Origin of the sequence: Candidatus Brevundimonas colombiensis, from assembly GCA_029202665.1 — a bacterium.
Classification (GTDB): domain Bacteria; phylum Pseudomonadota; class Alphaproteobacteria; order Caulobacterales; family Caulobacteraceae; genus Brevundimonas; species Brevundimonas colombiensis.
The window spans coordinates 692,647-716,752 of the sequence record CP119326.1; the positions used below are offsets into that span (position 1 = coordinate 692,647).

At 67.5% G+C, this 24,106-nt stretch carries 22 protein-coding genes; 8 read left to right on the top strand and 14 right to left on the bottom strand.

All coding sequences use genetic code 11. The annotated features are described in order from the left end of the window. Window positions 1-3: 3 nt before the first annotated feature. Genes P0Y50_03250 through mutM form a run of 4 tightly spaced genes read right to left on the bottom strand, consistent with a single transcriptional unit; the run spans window position 4 to window position 3,127 of the window. Window positions 4-915 (bottom strand): alpha/beta hydrolase, encoded by a 912-nt coding sequence (locus P0Y50_03250; protein WEK40639.1) that lies wholly within the window; start codon window positions 913-915, stop codon window positions 4-6. A gap of 51 nt (window positions 916-966) precedes the next feature. Beyond that, window positions 967-1,755 (bottom strand): enoyl-CoA hydratase-related protein, encoded by a 789-nt coding sequence (locus P0Y50_03255; protein WEK40640.1) that lies wholly within the window; start codon window positions 1,753-1,755, stop codon window positions 967-969. 59 nt (window positions 1,756-1,814) lie between these two features. Further along, window positions 1,815-2,258 carry a hypothetical protein gene (locus P0Y50_03260; protein WEK40641.1) on the bottom strand — a complete coding sequence of 148 codons (444 nt, stop codon included), beginning with the start codon at window positions 2,256-2,258 and terminating at the stop codon, window positions 1,815-1,817. A 5-nt stretch (window positions 2,259-2,263) separates the two neighbouring features. Next, complete coding sequence (gene mutM / locus P0Y50_03265) at window positions 2,264-3,127, bottom strand: bifunctional DNA-formamidopyrimidine glycosylase/DNA-(apurinic or apyrimidinic site) lyase (protein WEK40642.1); 864 nt, start codon at window positions 3,125-3,127, stop codon at window positions 2,264-2,266. 154 nt (window positions 3,128-3,281) lie between these two features. Here mutM and P0Y50_03270 point away from each other — a divergent pair, with 154 nt between their 5' ends. Both P0Y50_03270 and P0Y50_03275 read left to right on the top strand, forming a co-directional pair. Next, window positions 3,282-4,076, top strand: coding sequence for a phosphatase PAP2 family protein (locus P0Y50_03270; GenBank protein ID WEK40643.1), 795 nt, complete (start codon window positions 3,282-3,284; stop codon window positions 4,074-4,076). Between the two features lie 88 nt (window positions 4,077-4,164). After that, the gene (locus P0Y50_03275) at window positions 4,165-6,216 is read left to right on the top strand and encodes an oligopeptide transporter, OPT family (protein WEK40644.1); all 2,052 of its coding nucleotides are present in this window, start codon (window positions 4,165-4,167) and stop codon (window positions 6,214-6,216) included. Here P0Y50_03275 and P0Y50_03280 read toward each other — a convergent pair. Together P0Y50_03280 and ubiG are read right to left on the bottom strand one after the other, a co-directional pair. Then, window positions 6,213-6,755, bottom strand: a complete 543-nt coding sequence (locus tag P0Y50_03280) for an AAA family ATPase (protein WEK40645.1) — start codon at window positions 6,753-6,755, stop codon at window positions 6,213-6,215. The genes P0Y50_03275 and P0Y50_03280 overlap by 4 nt on opposite strands. After that, complete coding sequence (ubiG, locus tag P0Y50_03285) at window positions 6,752-7,570, bottom strand: bifunctional 2-polyprenyl-6-hydroxyphenol methylase/3-demethylubiquinol 3-O-methyltransferase UbiG (protein ID WEK40646.1); 819 nt, start codon at window positions 7,568-7,570, stop codon at window positions 6,752-6,754. Before ubiG ends, P0Y50_03280 begins: the two co-directional genes overlap by 4 nt. Window positions 7,571-7,626: 56 nt before the next feature. Between ubiG and P0Y50_03290 the strand changes: the two genes are divergently transcribed. The 5 genes from P0Y50_03290 (at window position 7,627) to P0Y50_03310 (ending at window position 14,306) form a co-directional block, all read left to right on the top strand. Further along, window positions 7,627-8,901, top strand: a complete 1,275-nt coding sequence (locus P0Y50_03290; protein WEK40647.1) for an aspartate kinase — start codon at window positions 7,627-7,629, stop codon at window positions 8,899-8,901. 49 nt (window positions 8,902-8,950) lie between these two features. Further along, window positions 8,951-11,227 (top strand): phosphoenolpyruvate--protein phosphotransferase, encoded by a 2,277-nt coding sequence (ptsP, locus tag P0Y50_03295; GenBank protein ID WEK41517.1) that lies wholly within the window; start codon window positions 8,951-8,953, stop codon window positions 11,225-11,227. A gap of 100 nt (window positions 11,228-11,327) precedes the next feature. After that, window positions 11,328-12,437, top strand: coding sequence for a helix-turn-helix domain-containing protein (locus tag P0Y50_03300; protein ID WEK40648.1), 1,110 nt, complete (start codon window positions 11,328-11,330; stop codon window positions 12,435-12,437). A 48-nt stretch (window positions 12,438-12,485) separates the two neighbouring features. Further along, window positions 12,486-13,622 (top strand): flavodoxin-dependent (E)-4-hydroxy-3-methylbut-2-enyl-diphosphate synthase, encoded by a 1,137-nt coding sequence (ispG, locus tag P0Y50_03305; GenBank protein WEK40649.1) that lies wholly within the window; start codon window positions 12,486-12,488, stop codon window positions 13,620-13,622. Between the two features lie 99 nt (window positions 13,623-13,721). Then, complete coding sequence (locus tag P0Y50_03310; protein ID WEK40650.1) at window positions 13,722-14,306, top strand: YajG family lipoprotein; 585 nt, start codon at window positions 13,722-13,724, stop codon at window positions 14,304-14,306. Between the two features lie 43 nt (window positions 14,307-14,349). Here the strand turns inward: P0Y50_03310 and P0Y50_03315 are convergent, their stop codons facing one another. Genes P0Y50_03315 through P0Y50_03330 form a run of 4 tightly spaced genes read right to left on the bottom strand, consistent with a single transcriptional unit; the run spans window position 14,350 to window position 16,848 of the window. Beyond that, window positions 14,350-14,895: a hypothetical protein gene (locus P0Y50_03315; GenBank protein ID WEK40651.1), complete on the bottom strand. Its 546-nt coding sequence runs from the start codon at window positions 14,893-14,895 to the stop codon at window positions 14,350-14,352. An 11-nt stretch (window positions 14,896-14,906) separates the two neighbouring features. Next, on the bottom strand, window positions 14,907-15,683 hold the full coding sequence (locus P0Y50_03320; protein ID WEK40652.1) for a sulfite exporter TauE/SafE family protein: 777 nt from the start codon (window positions 15,681-15,683) through the stop codon (window positions 14,907-14,909). A 31-nt stretch (window positions 15,684-15,714) separates the two neighbouring features. Continuing rightward, window positions 15,715-16,155, bottom strand: a complete 441-nt coding sequence (locus tag P0Y50_03325; GenBank protein WEK40653.1) for an Rrf2 family transcriptional regulator — start codon at window positions 16,153-16,155, stop codon at window positions 15,715-15,717. A 60-nt stretch (window positions 16,156-16,215) separates the two neighbouring features. Then, complete coding sequence (locus P0Y50_03330; protein ID WEK40654.1) at window positions 16,216-16,848, bottom strand: response regulator; 633 nt, start codon at window positions 16,846-16,848, stop codon at window positions 16,216-16,218. Window positions 16,849-17,058: 210 nt separating this feature from the next. Here P0Y50_03330 and prfA point away from each other — a divergent pair, with 210 nt between their 5' ends. After that, on the top strand, window positions 17,059-18,126 hold the full coding sequence (gene prfA, locus P0Y50_03335) for a peptide chain release factor 1 (protein ID WEK40655.1): 1,068 nt from the start codon (window positions 17,059-17,061) through the stop codon (window positions 18,124-18,126). Window positions 18,127-18,130: 4 nt separating this feature from the next. Here the strand turns inward: prfA and P0Y50_03340 are convergent, their stop codons facing one another. The 4 genes from P0Y50_03340 to P0Y50_03355 all read right to left on the bottom strand — a co-directional run bounded on the left by P0Y50_03340 (window position 18,131) and on the right by P0Y50_03355 (window position 23,894). Beyond that, a complete protein-coding gene (locus P0Y50_03340; protein ID WEK40656.1) occupies window positions 18,131-18,520 on the bottom strand; it encodes a hypothetical protein in 390 nt (129 codons plus the stop codon). A gap of 103 nt (window positions 18,521-18,623) precedes the next feature. After that, window positions 18,624-19,247 carry a glutathione S-transferase family protein gene (locus tag P0Y50_03345; GenBank protein WEK40657.1) on the bottom strand — a complete coding sequence of 208 codons (624 nt, stop codon included), beginning with the start codon at window positions 19,245-19,247 and terminating at the stop codon, window positions 18,624-18,626. A gap of 59 nt (window positions 19,248-19,306) precedes the next feature. Beyond that, entirely contained in the window at window positions 19,307-20,839 is a 1,533-nt protein-coding gene (gene odhB / locus P0Y50_03350) for a 2-oxoglutarate dehydrogenase complex dihydrolipoyllysine-residue succinyltransferase (GenBank protein ID WEK40658.1), read from the bottom strand. 40 nt (window positions 20,840-20,879) lie between these two features. Further along, on the bottom strand, window positions 20,880-23,894 hold the full coding sequence (locus P0Y50_03355) for a 2-oxoglutarate dehydrogenase E1 component (GenBank protein ID WEK40659.1): 3,015 nt from the start codon (window positions 23,892-23,894) through the stop codon (window positions 20,880-20,882). Window positions 23,895-24,106: the final 212 nt, after the last annotated feature.

A 24,106-nucleotide genomic window follows, 5' to 3' on the forward strand; every position in this document is an offset into this window, starting at 1 on the left:
GGCTCAGGACAGGAAGCGCCGCACCGCCGTCAGGAACGGCCCCGGCTGTTCGATCATGACCTGGTGCCCCGCGCCTTCGATCCGCTCGAACCGGGGCGGGTGGCGAAGTCCCTGAAAGCCGTAGCGATACAGCCCCTCCAGCCGGTTGCGCGGATTCTCGGGATCGCGCGTCCAACCATAGACCACCGTCACCGGGGCCGTGATCTCAGCCAGACGCGGGCGCAGATCGACGGTCAGGGCCTCGTACAGGCCCTGGGCCAAGACGCGACGATCCCCACCCTGAAGCCCCAGGCCCTGAAACACCATATCGCCGGCCAGACCCATGTCCACGCCAAGGGTCGCCGCTTGGCTCTTCAGGGCCTGATCGCCGAACAGCAGCAGGGCCTGATAACCCAGCCGGGCCAGCGGCTCGACCTGGGCCGAAGTGGCGCGCGAATCGACCAGCGACGGGAAGAAGGGCGAGGAGTCGACCACCATCACCCGCCCCACGCCGTCGCCCATGCCGGCGGCGACGCGCAGGGCGATCTGGCCGCCCAACGAATGACCGATCAGGGCCGGATGCACCAGGCCCTGCTGACGGATATAGCGTTCGATCTCGGCCGCCGCCGGACCGGCCAGACCGCCGTTGGCGTTGCCCTCGATCGCCGTGTCGCCGAAGCCGCGCAGGGTGATCAGATGCACCCGATAGCGATCCTGAAGCCGGTCCGCCGTCGAGCGCCAGGCTGCGCCGGTCGAGCCCAGCCCTGGAATGAAGACGACGTCCGGCCCCGAGCCGCGCGTCTCCACGATGATCCGGTCAGAGACGAAGACCGGCGGCGACGCCGGCGCAGGCGCAGGCGTCTGGGGCCGCGCCTGGACGGCGGCGGGGACGAGCAGGAACAGGCAGGCGGCGAAGGCGGCGAACAAGCGGATCATGGTTCTCGCCTAACGCCCGATCACGGCGATCGGTTGACGATGGGCGCGCGCCTATCGGCCCTTGAAGTCGGGTTTGCGCTTTTCGACGAAGGCGGACATGCCTTCCTTCTGGTCCTCGAAGGCGAACAGCGAGTGGAACAGGCGCCGTTCGAACTGCACGCCCTGGGTCAGGGTCGTCTCCAGCGCGGCGTTGACCATCTCCTTGTTGGCCATCACCGCCAGCGGGCTTTGCGCGGCGATCCGGGCCGCGATCTTGCGGGTCTCGTCCAGCAGGGTTTCGTGGGTGAAGACGCGGGAGGCCAGGCCCGCGCGCTCGGCTTCGGCCGCATCCATCATCCGTGCGGTCAGGACCATGTCCATGGCCTTGGACTTGCCCACCAGGCGGGTCAGGCGCTGAGATCCGCCGATGCCGGGCGCGACGCCGAGATTGATCTCGGGCTGACCGAACTTCGCCTTCTCCGACGCCACGATGAAGTCGCACAGCATGGCCAGTTCGCAGCCGCCGCCCAGGGCGAAGCCGTTGACCGCGGCGATGATCGGTTTTCTGAACCGGGTGATCCGGTCATGACCCAGGGCGAAATAGTTGCCCGTGTACATTTGGGCATAGGTCTGATCCGCCATCTCCTTGATGTCGGCGCCGGCGGCGAAAGCCTTTTCGCCCGCGCCGGTCAGGATCAGGCAGCGCACGCTGTCGTCCTGTTCGACGCTGTCGAGAAAGTCCGCCAGGTCCTTGAACAGGGCCGCGTTCAGGGCGTTCAGCGCCTCGGGCCGGTTCAGGGTGACGACGGCATAGCCGTCGGCGTGGCGTTCGATCAGCAGGTTGGCATAGGCGTCGGCCATGGTCGGTCTCCTTTGACGACGGTCATACAGGGGCGCGGTCGGGCGATCCAGCGCGCGGTCTAGCGACGCGGCATCAGGGCCAGGGTCAGGGCCGCGCGCGCCAGCTCGACGACCACGACCATGGCCAGCAGCAGATTGGCGGCGATCACCTGGCCGCGCGCGCCCGACAGGTCCAGCGTCCAGCCGAACACCGAGGACAGGGCCAGAACCAGGGCCGAGATCAGGATCAGGCCGACCAGCAGCATCAGGGCGACATGACCCGCCTTCAGCGCCGCCTGCAGCGTCGGCCCGTCGTCCAGCGCCCGCGCACGGCGACGAAACAGCCGCGCGATCAGGCCGGTGGCGGCGGCCTCGGCCACGGCGGCGACGATCAGGGCCGCCACGAACCACCAGACCAGGCCGCTCAGGTCGCCGCTGCGCAGGCCCTGGACGAAGTGGACGAAATAGGCGCCCCAGACCAGGACGCCGACCACCAGACTGATCCAGAGATGGATTTTGCGCATCGTGATTACGCCTTCTGGCAGGAGGGGCAGTAGAAGGTGGAGCGGCCGCCCTGGACGATCCGGGCGACGACGCCGGTGCATTTCTCACCGCGACACGGCTCGCCCTCGCGACCGTAGACGTCGAAGCGGTGCTGGAAATAACCCTGGCCGCCCTCGGCGTTGGCGAAGTCGCGCAAGGTCGAGCCGCCCGCCGCGATGGCGTCGTTCAGCACATTTCTGACTTCGCTCGCCAAACGCTCCAGCCGCGCCTTCGACAGCGATCCGGCCGCGACCAGAGGCGAGATGCGCGCGCGATACAGCGCCTCGCACACATAGATATTGCCGAGGCCTGCGACGATCCGCTGATCCAGCAGACTGACCTTGATGTTCTGTTTCTTGCCGGCGAAGGCCTCGATCAGATGAGCGCCGGAAAAGCCGTTGCCCAGGGGCTCCGGGCCCAGACCCGCGAACCAGGGATGGGCCTCGATCTGGTCGGTCGCGACCAGGCCCATGAAGCCGAACCGGCGTGCGTCGGCGTAACCGATGCGGGTCGCCGAGGCCTCGCGGATGGCGCAGCCGCTGAAATGTTCGTGCTTGCCCGCGATGGGCGCCGCCTCCTCGAACTCGCCCAGCAGCGCGCCGTCCAGGGTGAACCGGCCGGTCATGCCCAGGTGAGTGATCCAGGTCTCGCCGGTCGACAGAGGCATGAGCAGATATTTGGCCCGCCGGTCGATCCGCAGCACGGTCGCCCCGTCCAGCCGCTCCACGAACCGATCGGGAAAGGGGAAACGCAGGTCCGGGCGGTTGATCCTGACGCGCGACAGACGCGCGCCCTCCAGCACCGGCGTCAGGCCGCGTCGTACGGTTTCGACCTCGGGAAGTTCGGGCATGGCGTTCGGTCCTAGTCGTTCCGGCGGCCGGGGCCAAGCGGCTCTATCGCCGCCGATAAGAAAGCTTCACCGCAAGGCCGTCTCGTCGCCATGGATTTCACATCTGGACGACACGCATCTGGGGCAAACAGCAGGCATCGCGTTCGGGGGAACGATGTCCGAAACCACCTTGGCCCGTCCCGTCCACGCGCCGCCTCGGGCCCGTGCGCCCCTGGTTCGAAAGGGCGCGCGCCGCTGGCGTCTAGGCCCGGACGGCGGCGCCATCCTGGCCGCGACGGCCATACTGGCGCTGACCGCCGGCTTCCTGCTGTTTCCCGGCGTCGACATCGCGGTCAGCCATCTGTTCTACCGGCCCCAGGCCGGCTTCTTCCTGGGCGGCGACCCGGTGCTGAAGGCGCTGCGCAGAAGTTCGACCCTGGTCATCGGCCTGATGCTGCTGGGCGCCCTTGGGCGGATGCTCTGGGTCTGGGGTCGAGGCCGGCCATGGGGCGATGCGGCGCGCCGCGCGCTGTTCGTCGTATCGGCCCTGGCGCTCGGGCCGGGGCTGACGATCAATCTGGTGTTCAAGGAACTGTGGGGTCGCGCCCGGCCCGTCCAGATCGAAGCCTTTGGCGGTGACGCCGTTTTCACCCCGGCCTGGATGTTCAGCGACGCCTGCCGCTCCAACTGCTCCTTTGTTTCGGGCGAGGGCGCCGGCGCGGCATGGATGGTCGGGGCCGTCCTGGTTCTGACGCCGGCGCAATGGGGGCCCGTGGTCGTCCCCTTGGCGATCGCCTACGCCTTCGCCCTGTCGATGAACCGCCTGGCCTTCGGCGGGCATTTCCTGTCCGACATCCTTCTGTCCTGGGGGCTGACGGCCATGATCATGTTGGCGCTCCACCGCATGACCTTCACCCGGCGCAGCCCGGATCGAAGGCGGGTCTGGCGCGCGCGGACCCTGCCGGCCTGACGGCCGCTTTCGCCTCTCCGCGTCGTGCGCCCTGTTGCCGCCTGCGACATAATGCGCTTACGGTCCGGCCGAACGTGGGACCCCATCTATGACAGACGCCTCCGCCGCCCCGAAAGGTCGGCTTGAACTGACGCTCCGCGCCCTGGTGCTGGGCTGCCTGCTGGCGGTGATCTTCACCGCCGCCAACACCTATCTGGGGCTGCTGGTCGGCCTGACCTTCGCCTCGGCCATTCCGGCTGCGGTGATCTCCATGGCCATGCTGCGGGCCTTCCGCACCTCGACCATCTGGGAGAATATGACCGTCCAGACCGTGGCCTCGGTCGGCGGCGCCATGAGTTCGATCATCTTCGTCCTGCCGGGCCTGGTGATGATCGGCTGGTGGCTGGAGTTTCCGTTCTGGCAGTCGGTGGCCATCTGCATCCTGGGCGGCGTCCTGGGCGTCACCTTCTCCATTCCGCTGCGTCGCGCGCTGGTCGTCAACGGCGGCCTGCCCTACCCCGAAGGCGTCGCCGCCGCCGAGGTGCTGAAGGTCGGTTCGCGCGGGGCCGAACAGACCGAAAGCGCGGTTCGCGAAAACAAGTCCGGTTTGTGGGTCGTGGTCGCGGGCGCCGTAGTCTCGGCCGGTTACGCCCTGCTTGTGGCGGGCCGGGTGTTCGCCGGCGAGGCGGCCAAATTCTTCAAACTGCCCGCCGCGCTGGGCGGCGGTGCGACCGGCATGGGCTTTGGCATGCAGTTCGCCCTGCTGGGCGCCGGCCATCTGATCGGCCTGACCGTCGGTCTGGCGCAACTGTTCGGCCTGGTGCTGGCCTGGGCCATCGCCGTGCCGATCCTGACCAGCCCGGACACCGTCGCCTGGCTGACGGCGCACGGCATCCCTTCCATCGCCTCGACCCTGCCCGCCGGCGTTCCGGCCGAGGAACTGGCCACCACGGTCTGGGCGCGCGAGGTCCGCTTCATGGGGGCCGGCGTCATCGGCGTGGCCGCCATCTGGACCCTGATCAAACTGGCGGGTCCGCTGATCGGCGGCCTGACTTCGGCGCTCGCCGCCAACGCCCGCCGGTCGCACGGCGAGATGCTGGAACGGACGGAACAGGACCTGCCGATCAAGCTGGTCGGCGCGGTCTCGGTCGCCTCTTTGGTCGGCATCGCCGGTCTGTTGGCGTGGTTCGCCCAGAGCGCGCCCGCGCTGGCGTCCTCGACCCCGCTGCTGGTGATCGGCGGACTGGTCTATGTGGTGCTGATCGGTTTCGCGGTCGCGGCCATCTGCGGCTACATGGCCGGTCTGATCGGCTCATCCAACAGCCCCGTGTCGGGCGTCGGCATCCTGGCCGTGGTCATCGCCTCCCTGCTGATGCTGGGCGTCATGGCGATCGCGGGCGTGCCGGCCGATCCGTCGATCATCGCCTTCGCCCTGATCGTGACGGCGGTGGTCTTCGCCGTCGCCGTCATCGCAAACGACAACCTCCAGGACCTGAAGACCGGCCAGCTGGTCGAGGCCACGCCGTGGCGCCAGCAGGTCGCGTTGATCGTCGGCGTCGGCGCCGGCGCCCTGGTGATCCCCTTCATCCTGAACCTCTTGAACCAGGCCTTCGGCTTCGAAGGCGGCCCGCCCGCCATCGTCGAAGGCGCCAAGACCCTGGCGGCGCCCCAGGCGACCCTGATCTCGGCCCTTGCGCGCGGCGTCATCGGCGGCGACCTGCGCTGGGACCTGATCGGCCTGGGCGCGGTGATCGGCGCGGTGATCATCGTGCTGGACGCGGTGGTCTCCAAGGCCACCAACGGCAAGGTCAAGCTGCCGCCGCTCGCCGTCGGCATCGGCTTCTATCTGCCGGCCGCCGTGACGACCATGCTGGTGATCGGCGCGGTCTGCGGCTGGATCTATGACAAGGCCGTCTCCAGCACCCGCTACGCCGATGTGGCGCGCCGGATGGGCGTGCTGCTGGCCTCGGGCCTGATCGTGGGCGAGAGCCTGTTCGGCGTCTTCACCGCCGGCGTGATCGTGGCGACCAGGGACGACGCGCCCTTCGCCATGCTGCCGGCCGATTCGACCTGGCCGGCCATGCTGGCGGGGATCATCGGCTTCGCCGCGGCGGTGTTCGGTCTGTACGCCTGGACGCGGAGCCGCGCCCAGAAGGTCTAGGTTCGACCCAGGTCGATCCGGTCCAAAACGAAGGCGACCCGCTCCGCGATGGTCGCCTTCGGCAATTCTACGAGTTCGTAGTCATAGTTTGGATAGACGCGGACCATGGCGGCGAAGGTCCGTTCGGCCTCTTCGAAGTCCTGTCGTCGTTCCGCGTCCTGACCGAAGATTTCGGGCCAGGGCGGGGCGATGAAGACCCTGGGATGATAGCGCAGGGTGCGAGCGGCCTGATCCGCTTCTTTCGACACCGGCAGCTTGCACAGCGTCAGATAGCCGACCACGTCAGGCACGCCTCGATCATGAAAGGTCAGCCTCCCATTTCTCTGACTGCGGCCATGCGCGGCGATGTCGTGGTCCAGCATCTTTTGGGCGAACAGGGCGCGATCCCGCCAGGGCAAGGCCTCGCCGCCCCGTTTCTGTTCCTCGCCGATGATGGCCCGACCAGCCTCGGGTTCGACCGCATACCCCGCCTGCGCCAAGGCTTCGAGCAAGGAGGTCTTGCCCGACCCAGGCCCGCCCGTCAGCACCACGCCGGTCATGCGTTTCTGGTCGCGACCATCATATAGTTGATCCCCGCATCGTCCGACTGACTCCAGCGGTCGTTCAGCGGGTCGTAGTTCAGACCATAGGGACCTTCGACCGTCACCGGCTCGGCGGACAGCATGGCGCGGATCTCGTCGGGCTTCAGGAACTGGCGCCAGTCGTGCGTGCCGGCCGGGACCCAGCGCAGGACGTATTCGGCGGCGACCTTGCCCAGGGCCAGCGATTTCAGCGTGCGGTTCAGCGTGGCGACCATCATCACCCCGCCGGGCCTGACCAGGCGCGAGCAGGCGCGCGCAAAGCCCTCCGGGTCGGCGACGTGTTCGATCACCTCCATCGTCAGCACGACGTCGAAGGGGCCGGCGCCCTCGGCCTCGATCTGTTCGACCGTGGCGGCGCGATAGGCGATGTCCAGCCCGACCATCTCGGCATGGGCCCGCGCGGTGCCGATGTTCTCGCTGGAGGCGTCGATGGCGGAAACCGCGAACCCCATCCGCCGCATCGGCTCGGCGATCAGTCCGCCGCCGCAGCCCACGTCCAGCAGGGTCAGCCCCTCGAACGGACGGATCGCATTGGGATCACGGCCCAGCCGCGCGCACAGCTGTTCGCGGATCAGTTTCAGCCGCGCCGGATTGAACCGGTGCAGCGGCGCGAACGGCCCGCGCGAATCCCACCATTCCGCCGCCTGGGCCGAGAAGCGGGCGACGTCGGCGGGGTCGATCGATGCGCCGAACGCGCTTTCGGACGAATTTTGCGAAAAACCCTGCCCCGAACGGGGTAGGCGAGGCGAGGCGGCGCCGTTAGAAGCGGTCATGACGCGAGGGATGGACCTTTGCGGCCTTTCACGCAAGCAGGGGGCGAAACGCCACGATGACGCGGCCCGATACGACACGACTGGTGATGAAGTTCGGCGGCACCTCCATGGGCGACCTCGAACGCATTCGTCGTGCGGCGCGCATCGTCGCCGCAGAGGCCGCGACCGGCAAGAAGGTCGCCGTCGTCGTCTCGGCCATGGCGGGAAAGACCAACGAACTGGTCGCCTGGACCGACGGGGCCGGCCCGGCCGGCGCGGGCCTTCCGCTGTCGGACGACGAATATGACGTGGTGGTCGCCTCGGGCGAGCAGGTGACGTCGGGCCTGCTGGCCATGACGCTGCGCAACATGGGTCTGAATGCGCGCTCGTGGATGGGCTGGCAGGTGCCGATCGTCACCGACGACGCCCACGCCCGCGCCCGCATCATCGATATTCCCGGCGAGAAACTGGGCGCGGCCCTGGACGCGGGCGAGATCGCCGTCATCCCCGGCTTCCAGGGCGTGACCCCGGACGGCAAGATCACCACCCTGGGCCGCGGCGGCTCCGACACCTCGGCGGTGGCGGTGGCGGCGGCGCTGGAATGCCCCTGCGACATCTATACCGACGTGGACGGCGTCTATACGACCGACCCACGCATCGAGAGCCGCGCCCGACGGCTGAACCGCGTCTCCTTCGAGGAGATGCTGGAGATGGCCTCCCTGGGGGCCAAGGTGCTTCAAACCCGCTCGGTCGAGCTCGCCATGGCCAAACAGGTGCCGGTGCGCGTGCTGTCCAGCTTTATCGAACCTGACGAAAACGGCGCCCTGCCCCACGAGGCCGGCACCCTGATCTGCGACGAGGAGGAGATCGTGGAAAAACGCATCGTGTCCGGGGTGACCATGAGCCGCGACGAGGCCCGCATCACCCTGCTGGGACTGTCGGATCGGGTCGACGCGCCCGCCGACGTCTTCACCCGCCTGGCCGAAGCCAATGTGAACGTGGACATGATCGTCCAGAGCCAGGCCCGCACCGCCAATACGGTCAACCTGACCTTCACCACCGGGCGCCGCGACGCCGTGCGCGCCGCCGAACTGATGAAGGCCGCGCAGGATCAGCTGAGCTTCGAGGAAATCCGCGTCGACGAGGACGTGGCCAAGGTGTCGGTCGTCGGCGTGGGCATGCGAAGCCATGCGGGCGTGGCCCAGACCATGTTCAAGGCCCTGGCCGACAAGGGGGTCAAGTTCCAGGCCATCTCGACCTCGGAAATCAAGATCAGCGTCCTGATCGACGCCGCCTACGCCGAACTGGCCGTGCGCGCCCTGCATTCGGCCTACGGTCTGGACGCGCTATAGGTGATCTGAAGAAAGCGCCTACATCAGACGAAAGGGCGCGGGAGACATGATGCCGGCAGGCGGCGCGATGACCAGGGGACCTCGGATCCTCCTGCGCCAGATCCGCGAGGCTCTGGGGGGAGCGGGTGCGGGCGCCACGCCGGCGCAGGACCGGCTGAACATGGTCGTCCGCATCATCGCCCGCTCGATGGTCGCCGAGGTCTGCTCCATCTATCTGCGCCGCGCCTCGGGCGAGCTGGAGCTGTTCGCCACCGAGGGCCTGAACCCCGAGGCCGTGCACAATACCCGGCTGCGGCCCGGCGAGGGCCTGGTGGGCGAGGTGGCCCGCATGGCCCAGCCGATCAGCCTGTCGGACGCGCCGTCGCACCCGGCCTTCTCCTATCGCCCGGAAACGGGCGAAGACCCCTATCACGCCTTTCTGGGCGCCCCCTTGCTGCGCGGCGGACGGGCCATCGGGGTCCTGGTCGTCCAAAACCGCACCGAGCGGCGCTATGACGAGGAGGAGGTCGAGGACATCCAGACCATCGCCATGGTCCTGTCCGAGACGGTGTCTTCCGGCGAACTGCTGGATCAGGACGAACTGCGCGACGTCGAACTGGCGCCCCATCGGCCCGAACGGCTGAAAGGCCAGAAGTTCGCCGACGGTCTGGCCTTCGGCCATGTGGTCCTGCACGAGGCGCCCCTGGCCCCCGAACGTCTGCTGTCCGACGATCCGGCGATGGAGGAGGCGCGGCTGAAGCTGGGTCTCGCCACGCTGAAGACCGGCCTGGACGTTATGCTGGACAAGGGTCAGGGTCTGGCCGGTCCCTCGTTCGAGGTGCTGGAGACCTATCGCATGTTCGCCGACGACCGGGGCTGGAACCGGTCGCTGGAAGAGGCCGTTCGCAACGGCCTGACGGCGGAAGCCGCCGTGGACCGGGTCAGGAACGAACACCGCGCCCGCTTCGCCCAGGCGCGCGACCCCTATATCCGCGAGCGGCTGCACGACTTTGAGGACCTGGCCAACCGGCTGCTTCGGGTGCTGGCGGGCGACAAGCCGGGCGAGCGCGAACTGCCCGACGACGCCATTCTGGTGGCCCGTAACCTTGGCCCCGCCGATCTGCTGGAATATCCGCGCGACAAGCTGAAGGGCCTGTTGCTGGAGGAAGGATCGGCGGCCAGCCACGCCGCCATCGTGGCCCGCGCCCTTCAGATTCCCTGCGTCGGCCGCCTGATGGGGCTGCGCGACCGGCTGTCGGAAGGCGACATGATCATCGCCGACGGCGAGACGGGCGAGGCCTATCTGCGGCCCCGCCCTGACATGCTGGAGGCCGTCCAGTCGCGCATGGCCGTGCGCGAGCAGCGCCAGGCCGAGTTCGCCCAGCTGCGCGATGTTCCGGCGGTGACGCTGGACGGACAGCGGATCACGGTGCTGACCAATGCGGGCCTGGCCGTCGATCTGGAGAATATGGTGGAGACGGGCGCGGAGGGCATCGGCCTGTTTCGCACCGAATTCCAGTTCATGGTGTCCGACGAACTGCCGCGTCTGAACACCCAGACGGCGCTTTACAAGCTGGTGCTGGATGCAGCAGGCGACAAGCCGGTCACCTTCCGCACCCTGGACATCGGCGGCGACAAGGTGCTGCCCTATCTGGAGGCCGAGCGGGAGGAAAATCCGGCGCTGGGTCGGCGCGCCATCCGTCTGGGTCTGGACCGGCCGTCGCTGTTGCGGATGCAGTTGCGCGCCCTTTTGGCGGCGGGGGCCGGACGCGAACTGCGCGTCATGTTCCCGATGATCGCCACGGTGGACGAGTTCCGGGCCGCGCGCGAACTGGTCGACATCGAATGCGCCTGGGCGCGGCGTCGCGGACGGGCGCTTCCGGCCCTGCTGCGGGTCGGGGCAATGGTCGAGTGCCCGTCCCTGCTGTGGCATCTGGACGCCCTGCTGCCCCTGACGGATTTCGTGTCGATCGGCACCAATGACCTGTTCCAGTACATGTACGCCGCCGACCGAACCAATCCCCTGGTGTCGGACCGTTATGATCCCCTGTCGCCGCCAACGCTGCGTGCGCTCCAGACCATCCAGAAGGCTTGCGCCGACACCGGCACGCCGGTCTCGATCTGCGGAGAGCTGGCCGGCCGGCCGCTGGAGGCCTTCGCCCTGATCACCCTGGGCTTCACCCGTCTGTCGGCCCCGGCGGGGGGCGTGGGGCCGGTCAAGCGGATGATCCTGTCGGCGGACCTGAGCGCGGCGCGGCGCGGCATGGCCAATCTGCTGAACCTGTCCACCGGTTCGGTCAGGAACGAGATCCAATCCCTGGCGCGCAAGCTTAACGTCTCGGTCTGAGCGCATCGGCGGCGTTGCTGGCGATGTCGCAATCGTCTATCTCGGCGGTTGTTGCACGACCGTTTGAACGCGGTTCTGCCCGGACAGGGATTCAGGCCTGATGGCGTCGAATGCGGGGATCGCCCCCGATGCGTTGAAGACCGTCGCGGACGGCGCGGATCCGACCGCCGCCTTCGCCGACGCCGCCAGCTTCGGCGAAGGTCTGCGCCACATCCGCGACCGGTCGGGCAAGTCGATGGCCGAACTGGCCGCCGAGACCAAGGTGAATCGTCGTTTCCTGACCGCCCTGGAACAGGGGGACTGGTCGTCCCTGCCCTCGCGCGTCTTCGCCCTGGGCTATGTGCGGGCCTATGCCTCGGCCCTCGGGCTGGACGAACAGCTGGCGGTCGAGCGGTTCAAGCGCGAAAGCCCCGACACCTCGGCGCCGCTGAAGGCGCCCATCGGCATCGCCTTCCAGGACGTGCGCCGTCAGTCGCCCCGCATCGTCGCCGGGATCGCCGTCGTGGCCCTCGCGGTGATCGGCTGGAACGTGTTCCAGCGGATCAGCCTGCGCCAGACCGCCCACCCCTCCGACATCGCCGTGGCGCCCCAGACCTGGGCCGGCGGAAACGCGGCCGACCCCCGGTTCGCCCTCAGCGCGCCCATGGCCGCGCCGCCCGACCAGACCACGCCCGCCCCCTACATCACCCGCGGCCTGGAGGCGGAACTGACCGGCGTCGATCCAGCCGATCCCGCAGCCTTGGCCGCCGCCGCGAACGCCGCGCCGGTGCAGAAGGCCTTCAACCCGCGCGGCGCCGTCTATGGCGCGCCCGCCAACGCCTCCATGGTGGTGATCCAGGCCCGCCACGCCGGGGCCCTTGTCGTGCGGCTGGGCGACGGGCAGGCCCTGTTCGCGCGCCAGATGGCGCCGGGCGAGGCCTGGCGCGCGCCGACCGGCGTGGCCGCCACGGTGGACGTCTCCGATCCGGCGGCGTTCGACGTCTATCTGAACGGGGAATACGGCGGTCCGCTGGCCGGGGTGCTGACGCCCCTGGCCCAGTTGAACAGCCGCGCCGACCAGACCGCACGACAGCTGGCGGCGGTTCAGGCCCGCGCCCAAGCCCAGGCCCAGGCTCAGGCCCAGGCCGCTCAGGCGCGAATTCAGGCGGCCGCGACGCCCCCCGCAACGCCTGCCGCCGCCCCCTCGCCCGCCCCGACCGCGCCGAACTGATCGGTCCGCCGTGGTCCCGCCGTCATCATCGGCCTATATGAGCACACGATGAGCGACCATACCCACGTCCGCCCCTGGCGCCATATCGAGCGCCGCAAGAGCCGCCAGATCCGCGTCGGCTCCGTCCTGGTGGGCGGCGACGCCCCGATCAGCGTCCAGTCGATGACCAATACGCCGACCTCCGATGCGGCCGCGACCCTTGACCAGATTCGCCAGCTGGAAGAGGCGGGCGCCGATATCGTGCGTGTCTCCTGCCCCGATGTGGAGTCCACCGCCGCCTTCAAGACCATCGCGCGCGAGGCCAAGGTTCCATTGGTCGCCGACATCCATTTCCACTACAAGCGCGGCATCGAGGCGGCCGAGGCGGGCGCCGCCTGCCTGAGGATCAATCCCGGCAATATCGGCAGCTCCGACCGGGTGCGCGACGTCATACAGGCGGCCCGCGACAACGGCTGCTCCATGCGGATCGGCGTCAACGCCGGGTCGCTGGAGAAGGAGCTGCTGGAAAAATACGGCGAGCCCTGCCCCGACGCCATGGTCGAGAGCGCGCTGAACCACGCCCGCATCCTGCAGGACAACGACTTCCACGAGTTCAAGATTTCGGTGAAGGCGTCCGACCCCTTCCTGACCGTCGCCGCCTATCAGCAGCTGGCCGAGGCCATCGACTGCCCCCTGCACCTGGGCGTGACCGAGGCGGGTCCGTTGCGCACCGGCACGATCAAGTCGGCCATCGGCATGGGGTCGATGCTGTGGGCGGGGATCGGCGACACCATCCGCGTGTCGCTGGCGGCCGATCCGGTCGAAGAGATCAAGGTCGGCTTCGACATACTGAAGTCGCTGGGCCTGCGTCACCGGGGCGTCAACATCATCGCCTGCCCGTCCTGCGCGCGCCAGGGTTTCAACGTCATCGAGACGGTGGCGGTGCTGGAAGAAAAACTGGCCCATATCTCCACGCCCATGAGCCTGTCGGTGATCGGCTGCGTCGTGAACGGGCCGGGCGAGGCGCTCTACACCGACATCGGCTTCACCGGCGGCGGCAAGGGCGCGGGCATGATCTATCTGAACGGCAAGATCGCCCACAAACAGGCCAACGACGGCATGATCGACCACATCGTCGCCCTGGTCGAGGAAAAGGCGGCCGAGTTGAACGCCGCCCGCGCCGCCGAGGTTCAGCCGGCGGAATAGGCATCCGCGCGCTCCTACCGGTAGCAACCTTCACAGTCTCCGCGCTAAAGACGTAGATCGGCTTTGACCGATTCTCGTTATTCCTCGGGGGAAATCAAAATGAAATCGAATATCTTCGCTGGCTTGGCCGTGATGGGCCTGCTCGGCCTTGGCGCCTGCGCGACATCGGAGGATATCGTCCCGGTGCCCTATGCTGTCAGCACCGCGACCGCGACGCCGGGCGCGCAGAACATTCGCGTCACTGTCGCCTCCAGCGACGCCCGCACGGAAAATCGTGCGCGAATCGGCGTCCAGATCAACGGTTACGGCATGGAGATGGCCGCGATCCGGTCTCAGGTCGAGGTGACCGATATCGTGCGCGACGCCATCTCCGCCGAGCTGCGTCAACGCGGCTATCAGGTGGGTGACGCCGGCGCGCGCGTGAACGCCGAGGTTACGACCTTCTACAACGACTTCTCGGTGGGAATGCTGGCGGGCAAGTCCAAGGCCGATGTCGGTCTGACCGTGACCGTGACCAACGCTTCAGGCGCAGAAGTTTATCGCCGCGCGATCGCCGGACAGGCCGAGCGGACCGTGCAATTGGCCAATGGCGGCAATGCAGCCACGACGCTGTCTCAGGCCTTGAGTCTGGCCCTGAAGGAACTGATGGCCGATCCAGCCTTCGTCGCCGCCTTGACGCGCTGAGGAAGGAAGGGCGGGACGCGGATCGCGCATCCCGCCCCCTGTCTTAGGCGCCGAACGCGCGCTTGCAGATTTCCTGGCCGAACGCGCCGGTCATCTGCTCCTCGGCCTGGCTCATGCCTGCGGCCGCGATCAGGCCGCCGCCGCCGACGGAGCGTGCGATATCAAAGTCCGCGACTTTCTGGCCGGTCGCCGGATCGATCAGCACGGCCTGCCCCTTGATGACGTTGGAATCCCCGACCAGGAAGGTCATGGCCGGATTGGCGCGCTTGAATTCGATGATGCGAACCTCGAGCCGCAGCGGCGTCGCGCCCTTGGCGCATTTGTCCATTTCTTCACGGACCTGGGTGGCGAAAACCTGATCGAAGTCGGCCGAGACATTGTCCGGGCGGCTGGTTAGGACGATTTGTCCAACCGACATGCGCGCCGCCTGTTCACGCGGCATCGCCAGAATAGTGTCGCCGCTGCCCGACGAAACGCAGCCGCTAACGCAAAGCGCCGCCAAGGCCGCGCCAACATATTGAAGTTTCATAATAAGCCCCTCGCGCAAAACCGCGCCGGGCGAAGATACCTGGAAACGCAGCGTGCGCAACCGGGCGTATGTCAGATCAGTTTGAACAGCCGAAGCGCCTGGTAGCCCGCCGACAGCAGCACCACCGCGCCGACGCCGTAGGTCAAGACGCGACGCGGCGCGATGCGGGCGATGACGCCGGCCAGCGGCGCTGCGAACAGACCGCCGACCACCAGGCCAAGCACGGCCATGGCGTGGCTGGAGATGGCCTCGGCCTCCTTCCAGTGGCCGGTCAGCAGGGCGACCAGGAAGGTGGCGGAAATGGCCGAGGTGACGAAGAATTCGGCCGTATTGGTCGTGCCGATCGACACGCGAGGGTCTTGGCCGGTGCCGACCAGGGTCGTCGTGACCGTGGGTCCCCAGCCGCCGCCGCCGACCGCATCGAAGAAGCCGCCCACCAGACCGAGAGGTCCGGCGAACTTTCTCGGGAATATCCGTTCGCGCGTCTGACGGGTGGCGCGCCAGATGATGACCAGGCCCATGACGGCCAGATAGGCGGTGATCCACGGACGGATGGCGTCGCCATCGATGCTGGTCAGGACAAAGGCCCCGATCCCGCCGCCGACTACCCCGCCCAGGGCCAGGGGCGCGAAGAGCTTCCAGTTCACGTTCTTGTTGACGGTGTGAGAGCCGGCCGAGGCGGCGGTGGTGAAGACCTCTGCTGCGTGAACACTGGCCGAGGCGGTAGCGGGCGGCACCCCGAACGACAGCAGGACGGTCGAGGAGATCACCCCATAGGCCATGCCCAGGGCGCCATCGACGATCTGCGCCAGAAACCCGACGGCGAGGAAGAGAAGGAAATCTTGCATGACGGCCCCAAAGATGCGCGAACGGTGCGGTCTATTTTCCTAGCGGGTCAATAGGAGAAGAATTGACGGCGGCTTGCAGCAGGGATCGCGCCTCGAACACCGCCGCCAGAGCATCGCGCCCGTCGCGAAGCACAGGTTGAAGCGGACAGGTCTCGACATCGGGGCAGGTCTCGCAGGGACCATAGGCGGTGCGCGAGGCGCAGGGCGCCAGGGCCAGCGGCCCCTCCAGCGCGCGGATCACGTCGGCGAAGCTGATGGCGTCGGCCGGGGCCGCAAGGCTGTAGCCGCCCGACCGCCCGCGCCTGGAGACCAGCAACTGCTGTCGCCGCAGGTCCAGAAGGATGGCCTCCAGAAACTTGCGCGGGGCGGCGGCCGCCTCGGCGATCTCGGCGATGGTCGCCGGCCCGCCCCCCGGCAGGCCGGCCAGATGGACCATGGCGCGCAACGCATAGCGGGACCGATTGGACAGCATGGCCTGTGATCGCGCGCCGCCGCGATGGGCGCAAGACGCGATCGTCCGGCCCGACCACCGTCACCCGGCCTGACCGAGGCGGGCGACAGCCTCCAGAATCTGAGCGGCGTTGTAGGGTTTCAGCACCAGGGCCTCGGCCAGATCCGCGTGACGGGCCGCCGCGCTGACGTCGCCGGAGATGAAGATGACCCGCACGTCCCACCGGGCGGTCAGAACCTCGGCCAGTTCGACGCCGGTCATCTCGCCCGACAGATTGATGTCCAGCAGGGCCGCGTCGATGGCGTGCAGGGCCGCGGCGGCCTCGGCGACGGCGGCGCTGTGGAAGGGGCCGACGACGCTGTGCCCCGCCTCGGTCAGCAGTTCCGTCAGGCTGGCGGCGGCATCGGCGTCGTCCTCGACCACCAGAAGCGTCAGGGCCTGGGCGTTCTCGCGCGGAGCCGCGTCCTGCGCCGCGTCCGGGACCTGGCGCGTCACCACGGCCCGCAGGTCCCGCCAGATCTCGGCCGACGACCGGTCGATGTCCAGATCATAGATGGCGGCCATGGCCTTCAGCTCGCGCGCATCCTCGGGCGACAGATCGCCGTCGGTCTGGGCGAGACGGGTGTCGTAGAGCCGGCACAGGCGCTCTACGCTGCCGGCGAGGGGATCGGCGCCGGCGTTGTCGGGTTCGGTAATGGGCGGGCGGTCGAACATGGGAGCCTCCTTACAGCCTTGCCTTGCGATCAGCTAAACAGCCAGGACGGCGTTCGCCACCACGTCTGACGCCATCGTGACCATGAGGTTATCCTCGATCACGAACGCCTCATCGACGGGCGGCAGGCGGCGGGACCGGCTTGCAATCGACACGACGGCCCCCGCCGGGTAAGGACAGGCCCCCTGTCGCCCCTTCCAGGATACCGTCTTTTGCGTCTGCCCCAGGCCCGTCTCGATCAGGTGCTCGACCGTTTTCACGAAGTCGAGGCCCGCATGGGAGCCGCGACCGACGGTGCCGAGATCGTGCGTCTGTCCAAGGAGCACGCCGAGTTGAAACCGGTGGCCGACGCGGTCCAGGGTCTGGCCCGCGTCCGCGCCGAAATGGCCGATCTGGACGCCATGACCGCAGATCCTGAAATGGCGGCGATGGCCCAGGACGAGTTGCAGGTTCTGAACGACGCCCTGCCCGGTTTGGAGCGTGAGGTCGCCCTTCTGCTGGCGCCCCGCGACGCCGACGAGAACGCCTCGGCCGTGCTGGAGGTGCGCGCCGGCACGGGCGGCGACGAAGCGGCCCTGTTCGCCGGCGACCTGTTTCGCATGTATTCGCGCTACGCCTCCACCCGCGGCTGGCGGATCGAGCTGGATTCGGCGACCGAAGGCGACGCAGGCGGCTATAAGGAAATCATCGCCACCGTCACCGGCGAGGGCGTGTTCGGGCGGCTAAAGTTCGAAAGCGGGGTCCACCGCGTTCAGCGCGTGCCGACCACCGAGGCGGGCGGTCGCATCCACACCTCTGCCGCGACCGTCGCGGTTCTGCCCGAGGTCGAGGATGTCGAGATCGAAATCCTGGACAAGGATATCCGCATCGACACCTTCCGGGCGTCGGGATCGGGCGGCCAGCACGTCAACAAGACGGATTCGGCGGTGCGGATCACCCACCTGCCGACGGGGATCGTGGCGACCAGTTCTGAAAAGTCCCAGCACGTGAACCGCGACAAGGCGATGCGGAACCTGCGTGTGCGGCTGTACGACATGCAGCGCCAGGCCAAGGATCTGGCGCGCGCCGATACACGCAAGTCGCAGGTGGGGTCGGGCGACCGGTCAGAACGCATCCGCACCTACAACTTCCCGCAAGGCCGGGTGACGGATCACCGGATCGGCCTGACCCTGCACAGCCTGCCGCAGATTCTGGAAGGCGACATCGACCCGTTGCTGAACGCCCTGATCGCCGAGGATCAGGCGGCGCGTCTGGCCGATCTGGAAGCCGAGTTCGGCTGAAACTTCAGGCCAGCACCCCGGTCAGCGGCAGGAGCATCACCACGGCCGTGGCGGCGGTGTAACCGGCGAAGGCGTGGACCGACCGGCGGCGACCGGCGGCCGAGGGATTGTCCAGATTTGAACGATTGGCCCACAGCAGATAGGCCGCCTGTATCGCCCAGCCCGCTGAAAACGCGATGACCGCCCATGCGCTGAGCACGGCCAGCGCCAGGCCCGAGGCGAGAACCAGAAGACCGCCCAGCGCGATCACCCCATCCGCCAACTGATCGTTGAAAGAGGTCGAGACCAGACCCGACAGGGCCTGTTGGAGCCGCCAGTTCAACCAGGCCTGATACAAGAGCATCAGCCCGCCCAAGACGTAAAACACCCCGATCGCGCGCGCTGCCCACTCCATGGCGAGAATATGGCCATGAAATCCGGTGTCCTGAAATGAGATAAATCAATCGGGATCGATGATGCAGCCGAACCGAAGCCGCCAAGACACAACCGTTGGTATCTCAGACCGCCCGCGCAGCCTCCCAGGCCAGCACGCGCTGGACGGCGGGACGCCGGGACATTCGTTCGAAATGGTCTGCGACCCTGGGGAACCGGGCGATGTCGACCCCGTCGCTTTCCAGCCAGCCCGAGAAGACGAACAAATAGGGATCGGCGACCGAATATACGTCGCCCATCACCCAGTCGCCGTCCAGCGACGCCTCGATCCGTTCGAAGCCGGTGCGCATATTGTCGCTGACCTTGGCGGCCATGCTGGTCTGGGCGGCGGCATCGTCGCTCCAGCGGGCGGCGCGACGGCCGTGGGCGTGGGCGACGTGGATGGTCGAGGCCAGATAGAGGTTGAACGCCTGCATCCGGGCGAAATCGAACGGATCGGTCGGCGCCAGTCGGGCCTGAGGCGCCAAAGCCGCGATATAGGCCAGGATGGCCGGGCCTTCGGTCAGGACGCCGCGATCCGTGACGAGGGCGGGCACGCGGCCCTTGGGATTGATCGCCAGGAAGTCCGGCTGGCGCTGATTCCCCTTGGCGAAATCGACGAAGCGGACCTGATAGTCCAGCCCCGCCTCTTCCAGCGCGATATGGCTGGCGCGGCTGCAGGAGCCGGGAGCGGTGTGCAGCGTCAGCATCTGCGGACCCTTTTGCGCGAACGAAAAAGGGGCGGCCTGATCGGCCGCCCCTTCGTGACTTACAGGTCCAACAGGGCCCGCTGCGGATCTTCCAACAGCTCCTTGACGCGGACCAGGAAGGTCACCGCCTCCTTGCCGTCGACGATCCGGTGATCGTAGCTGAGGGCCAGATACATCATCGGGCGGATCTTCACCTCGCCGTTGATGGCCATCGGGCGCTGGACGATGTTGTGCATCCCCAGGATGCCCGACTGCGGCGCGTTCAGGATCGGCGTCGACATCAGCGAACCATAGGTGCCGCCGTTGGTGATGGTGAAGGTGCCGCCCTGCATCTGATCCATGGTCAGGGCGCCGTCACGGGCGGCCTTGCCCAGGGCGCCGATGCCCTTTTCGATGCCGGCGAGCGACAGGGTGTCCGCGTCACGCAGGACCGGAACCACCAGACCCTTGTCGGTGCCGACGGCGACGCCGATGTCGTAGTGGTTCTTGTAGATGATGTCCGTGCCGTCGATCTCGGCGTTAACGGCCGGGATTTCGTGCAGGGCCGCGACCACGGCCTTGGTGAAGAAGGACATGAAGCCCAGCTTCACGCCGTGGCGCTTCTCGAACACATCCTTGTACTGGGCGCGCAGGGCCATGACGTTGGTCATGTCCACCTCGTTGAAGGTGGTCAGCTGGGCGGCCGTGTTCTGGGATTCCTTCAGGCGACGGGCGATGGTCTGACGCAGGCGCGTCATCTTCACCCGCTCTTCACGCGGCTGGTCGGCGCGCGGCGCGGCAGGCGCGGCGGCGGCGGCCGGGGCAGGCGCAGAGGCCTGACCGATGGCGGCGATGGCGTCGGCCTTGGTGATATTGCCCTTCGGCCCCGTCGCGGCGATGGCCTTGGGGTCCAGATTGTTTTCACCGACCACCCGCTGGACGGCGGGCGACAGGGTTTCGTTCTTGGCGCTCGAGACCTGGGCCGAGCCGGTGTTGGCCGGGGCCGAAGCAGCCGGGGCCGGAGCGGCGGCAGCGGGGGCCGAAGCGGAGCCCGAGGCGGCGACAGAGCCGATCTTCTGGCCCGGCGTGACGGTCGCGCCTTCGTCGGCGGCGATGGTCAGGACGCCGTCGGCGGGGGCCGACACTTCGACCGCGACCTTGTCCGTCTCGATCTCGACCAGCAGTTCGTCCTTCTTGACCTGATCGCCGTTCTTCTTGACCCACTTGCCCATCGAGCCCTCGGCGACGCTTTCACCCATGACCGGCACGGTGATGTCGATGTCGGCAGCGGCGGCAGGCGCGGCAGCGGCAGGCGCCGCCTTGGTTTCAGCCTTTGCGGCCTTGCCCGATGCGGCGGACGGTGCAGCAGCGGCCGATGCGCCTTCGGTCACCGAACCCAGGACCGCGCCGGGAACGACGTTGTCGCCCTCGGCCGCCTTTATGTCGCCCAGCACGCCATCGGCGGGCGAGACGACTTCCAGCGAGACCTTGTCGGTTTCCAGTTCGACCAGCAATTCGTCCTTCTTGACCGGGTCGCCGACCTTCTTGGTCCACTTTGCGATGGTGGCTTCGGTGACGGATTCACCGAGGGCGGGGGTCAGGATGTCGGCCATGTCAGGTCCAGCTCGTCTCTAGTTCGGTCTTTTACGTGTATCAGGCGAAGGCTTCGGTCGTGAAGGTGTCGAGTTCCTTCAAGTGGCGGCTCATCAGGCCGGCGGCCGTGGAGGCCGAACCGGGACGGCCGACGTAGCGCGCGCGCTTGGAGGCGACGTTCAGCTTGTCCAGCGTCAGTTCCAGCCACGGATCGACGAAGGTCCAGCCGCCCATGTTCTTGGGCTCTTCCTGACACCAGACGACCTCGGCCTTGGGGAAGCGGGCCAGTTCCTTGCGCAGCGACTGGATCGGCCACGGATAGAACTGTTCCAGACGCAGGATGTAGACGTCGTCCACGGCCTGGCCGTCCTTGGCCTTCTTCTCGCGCGCGTCCAGCAGGTCGTAATAGACCTTGCCCGAGCACAGGATGACGCGGCGGATATCCTTGTCGGCCTTGATCGTGATCCCGGCGATCTCGGGGCGCGTCTGGGCGTCGTCGTGCAGCACGCGGTGGAAGGCCGAACCCTCCGCCAGGTCCGCCATGGACGAGACCGCCTTTTTGTGACGCAGCAGCGACTTGGGCGTCATCAGGATCAGTGGCTTCCTGAACGGCCGGTGCATCTGGCGACGCAGGATGTGGAAATAGTTGGCCGGGGTCGTGCAGTTGGCGACCTGCATATTGTCTTCGGCGCACTGTTGCAGGAAGCGCTCCAGACGGGCCGAGGAATGTTCCGGCCCCTGGCCTTCGTAGCCGTGCGGCAGCAGCATGGTCAGGCCGCTCATCCGCAGCCATTTGCGTTCGCCTGACGAAATGAACTGGTCGATCACCACCTGGGCGCCATTCACGAAGTCGCCGAACTGGGCTTCCCACATGACCAGCGTATTGGGGTCGGCCAGGGAGTAGCCATACTCGAAGCCCAGCACCGCCTCTTCCGACAGGGCCGAGTCGATGACCTCGAAATTGGCCTGGCCTTCACCCAGGTTGTTCAGCGGGATGTAACGCTCTTCGGTCGTCTGATCGATGATGCCCGAGTGACGCTGCGAGAAGGTGCCGCGCACGGAATCCTGACCCGACAGACGGATCGGGAAGCCTTCGTCGACCAGCGAGGCGAAGGCCAGGCTCTCGGCCGTGGCCCAGTCCAGACCCTGACCCGAGGTGATGGCCTCGCGCCGCGCGTCGATGACGCGCTTCAGCGTCTTGTGCATATCAACGCTGTTGGGAATGGTAGTCAGACGGTGGCCCAGGTCGGTCAGCTTGGCCAGCGGCACGGCGGTGTCGCCGCGCAACTCGTCCTTGGGCGCCTGGAAGCCCTGCCACTGGCCGTCCAGCCAGTCGGCCTTTTCGGCGGACCAGGTCTTGCCGGCCTCGAACTGCTCGTCGAGGAATTTCTCGAAACGCTCGACCTCGGCGTCCACCTCGGCCTGGCTGATCACGCCTTCCGCCACCAGACGCTGCGAATAGAGTTCGCGGGTCGAGGGCTGGGCGCGGATCTTCGAATACATCAGCGGCTGGGTGAAGGTGGGATCGTCGCCTTCGTTGTGGCCAAAGCGGCGGTAGCAGAACATGTCCACCACCACGTCCTTGTGGAACTTCTGGCGGTATTCGGTGGCCACCTTGGAAGCGAAGACGACCGCCTCGGGATCGTCGCCGTTCACGTGGAAGATCGGGGCCTGGACCATTAGCGCCACGTCCGAAGGATAGGGCGACGAACGCGAGTTGCGCGGGCTGGTCGTGAAGCCGATCTGGTTGTTGATGACGAAATGAAGCGTGCCGCCGGTGCGGTAACCCTTCAGCCCCATCAGGGCGAAACACTCGGCCACGACGCCCTGGCCCGCGAAGGCGGCGTCGCCGTGGATCAGCAGCGGCACGACCTTGGAGCGGTCCAGCGCCCACTGGCCCTCGGGCACGCCCTCGTTGGCCTCGCGGATGTCGAACGCCTGTTTGGCGCGCGCCTTGCCCAGCACGACCGGGTTGACGATTTCGAGGTGAGATGGGTTGGCGGTCAGCGACAGGTGGACGTGGTTGCCGTCGAACTCGCGGTTCGACGAGGCGCCCATGTGATATTTGACGTCGCCCGAGCCCTCGATGTCGCTGGGCACGGCCGAACCGCCCTGGAACTCGTGGAAGATGACCTTGTAGGGCTTGCCCATCACGGCGGCCAGCACGTTCAGGCGGCCGCGGTGGGCCATGCCCAGCACGACCTCGTCGACGCCCAGTGAACCGCCACGCTTGATGACCTGTTCCAGCGCCGGGACCATGGCCTCGCCGCCGTCCAGGCCGAACCGCTTGGTGCCGGGGAAGCGTTTGTGCAGGAAGCGTTCGAAGCCTTCGGCCTCGACCAGCTTGGACAGGATGGCCAGCTTGCCTTCCTTGGTGAAGGCGTTCTGCTCGAACTTGTCCGGGCCTTCGAACCGCTGCTGAAGCCAAGCCTTCTCCTCTGGCTCGGCGATGTGCATGTACTGGATGCCGACCGTGCCGCAATAGGTGCGCTTCAGGATGTCCAGGACGTCGCGGATCGTGCCGGTCTGCAGGCCCAGGACGCCGTCCAGGAAGATCGGGCGGTCCAGATCGGCGCCGGTGAAGCCGTAGAATTCAGGCGTCAGCTCGGGATTCTCAACCGGCTGTTCGATGCCGAGAGGGTCAAGCCTGGCCTGCAGGTGTCCGCGCACGCGATAGGCGCGGATCAGCATCAGGGCGCGTATGGAATCATGGGCGGCGGCGCGGATGGCGTCGGCCGACACCTCGACGGGCGCGACCTTGGCCGGCGAAGCGGCAGGCGCGGCGCCCGGCTTTTTGGGATCAGGCTTCGGAGCCGGCCAGCGGCCGTCGAACACGCCGGTTTCCTCGGTCGGTTCGGTCGCCACGCCCCGTCCCCAGCTTCCCGCTCCGGCCGAAGCGGTCACCAGGGCCGCATTGTCGCGCAGCTGGTCGAAGAAGGCCTTCCATTCGGCGGAAACGGAGCTGGGGTCTTTCGCCCACTTCTCCTGAAGCTCCTCCACATAGGCCGCATTGGACCCGTAGAGGAATGAGGTCTCGGCAAAGACCTGGTTCAGCCGACCGGCATCGTCCGCCATCGTTTCGCAATCCCTGAACCCCTTCGGACACATCTCCGTGAGGGGCGCGCCCGTCATATAGGCGTCGTTTCCTTATGGGTCATGACCGAAACAGGGCAATTCGGTGAGAAATTGGTCGCAGGCCAAAGAAAAACGCCCCCGGCCTGAGCCGAGGGCGTCCATTGCCGCCCAAAGCGGCATTTTCTTCTCCCTCTCCGCTCCGGGAGGGGAAT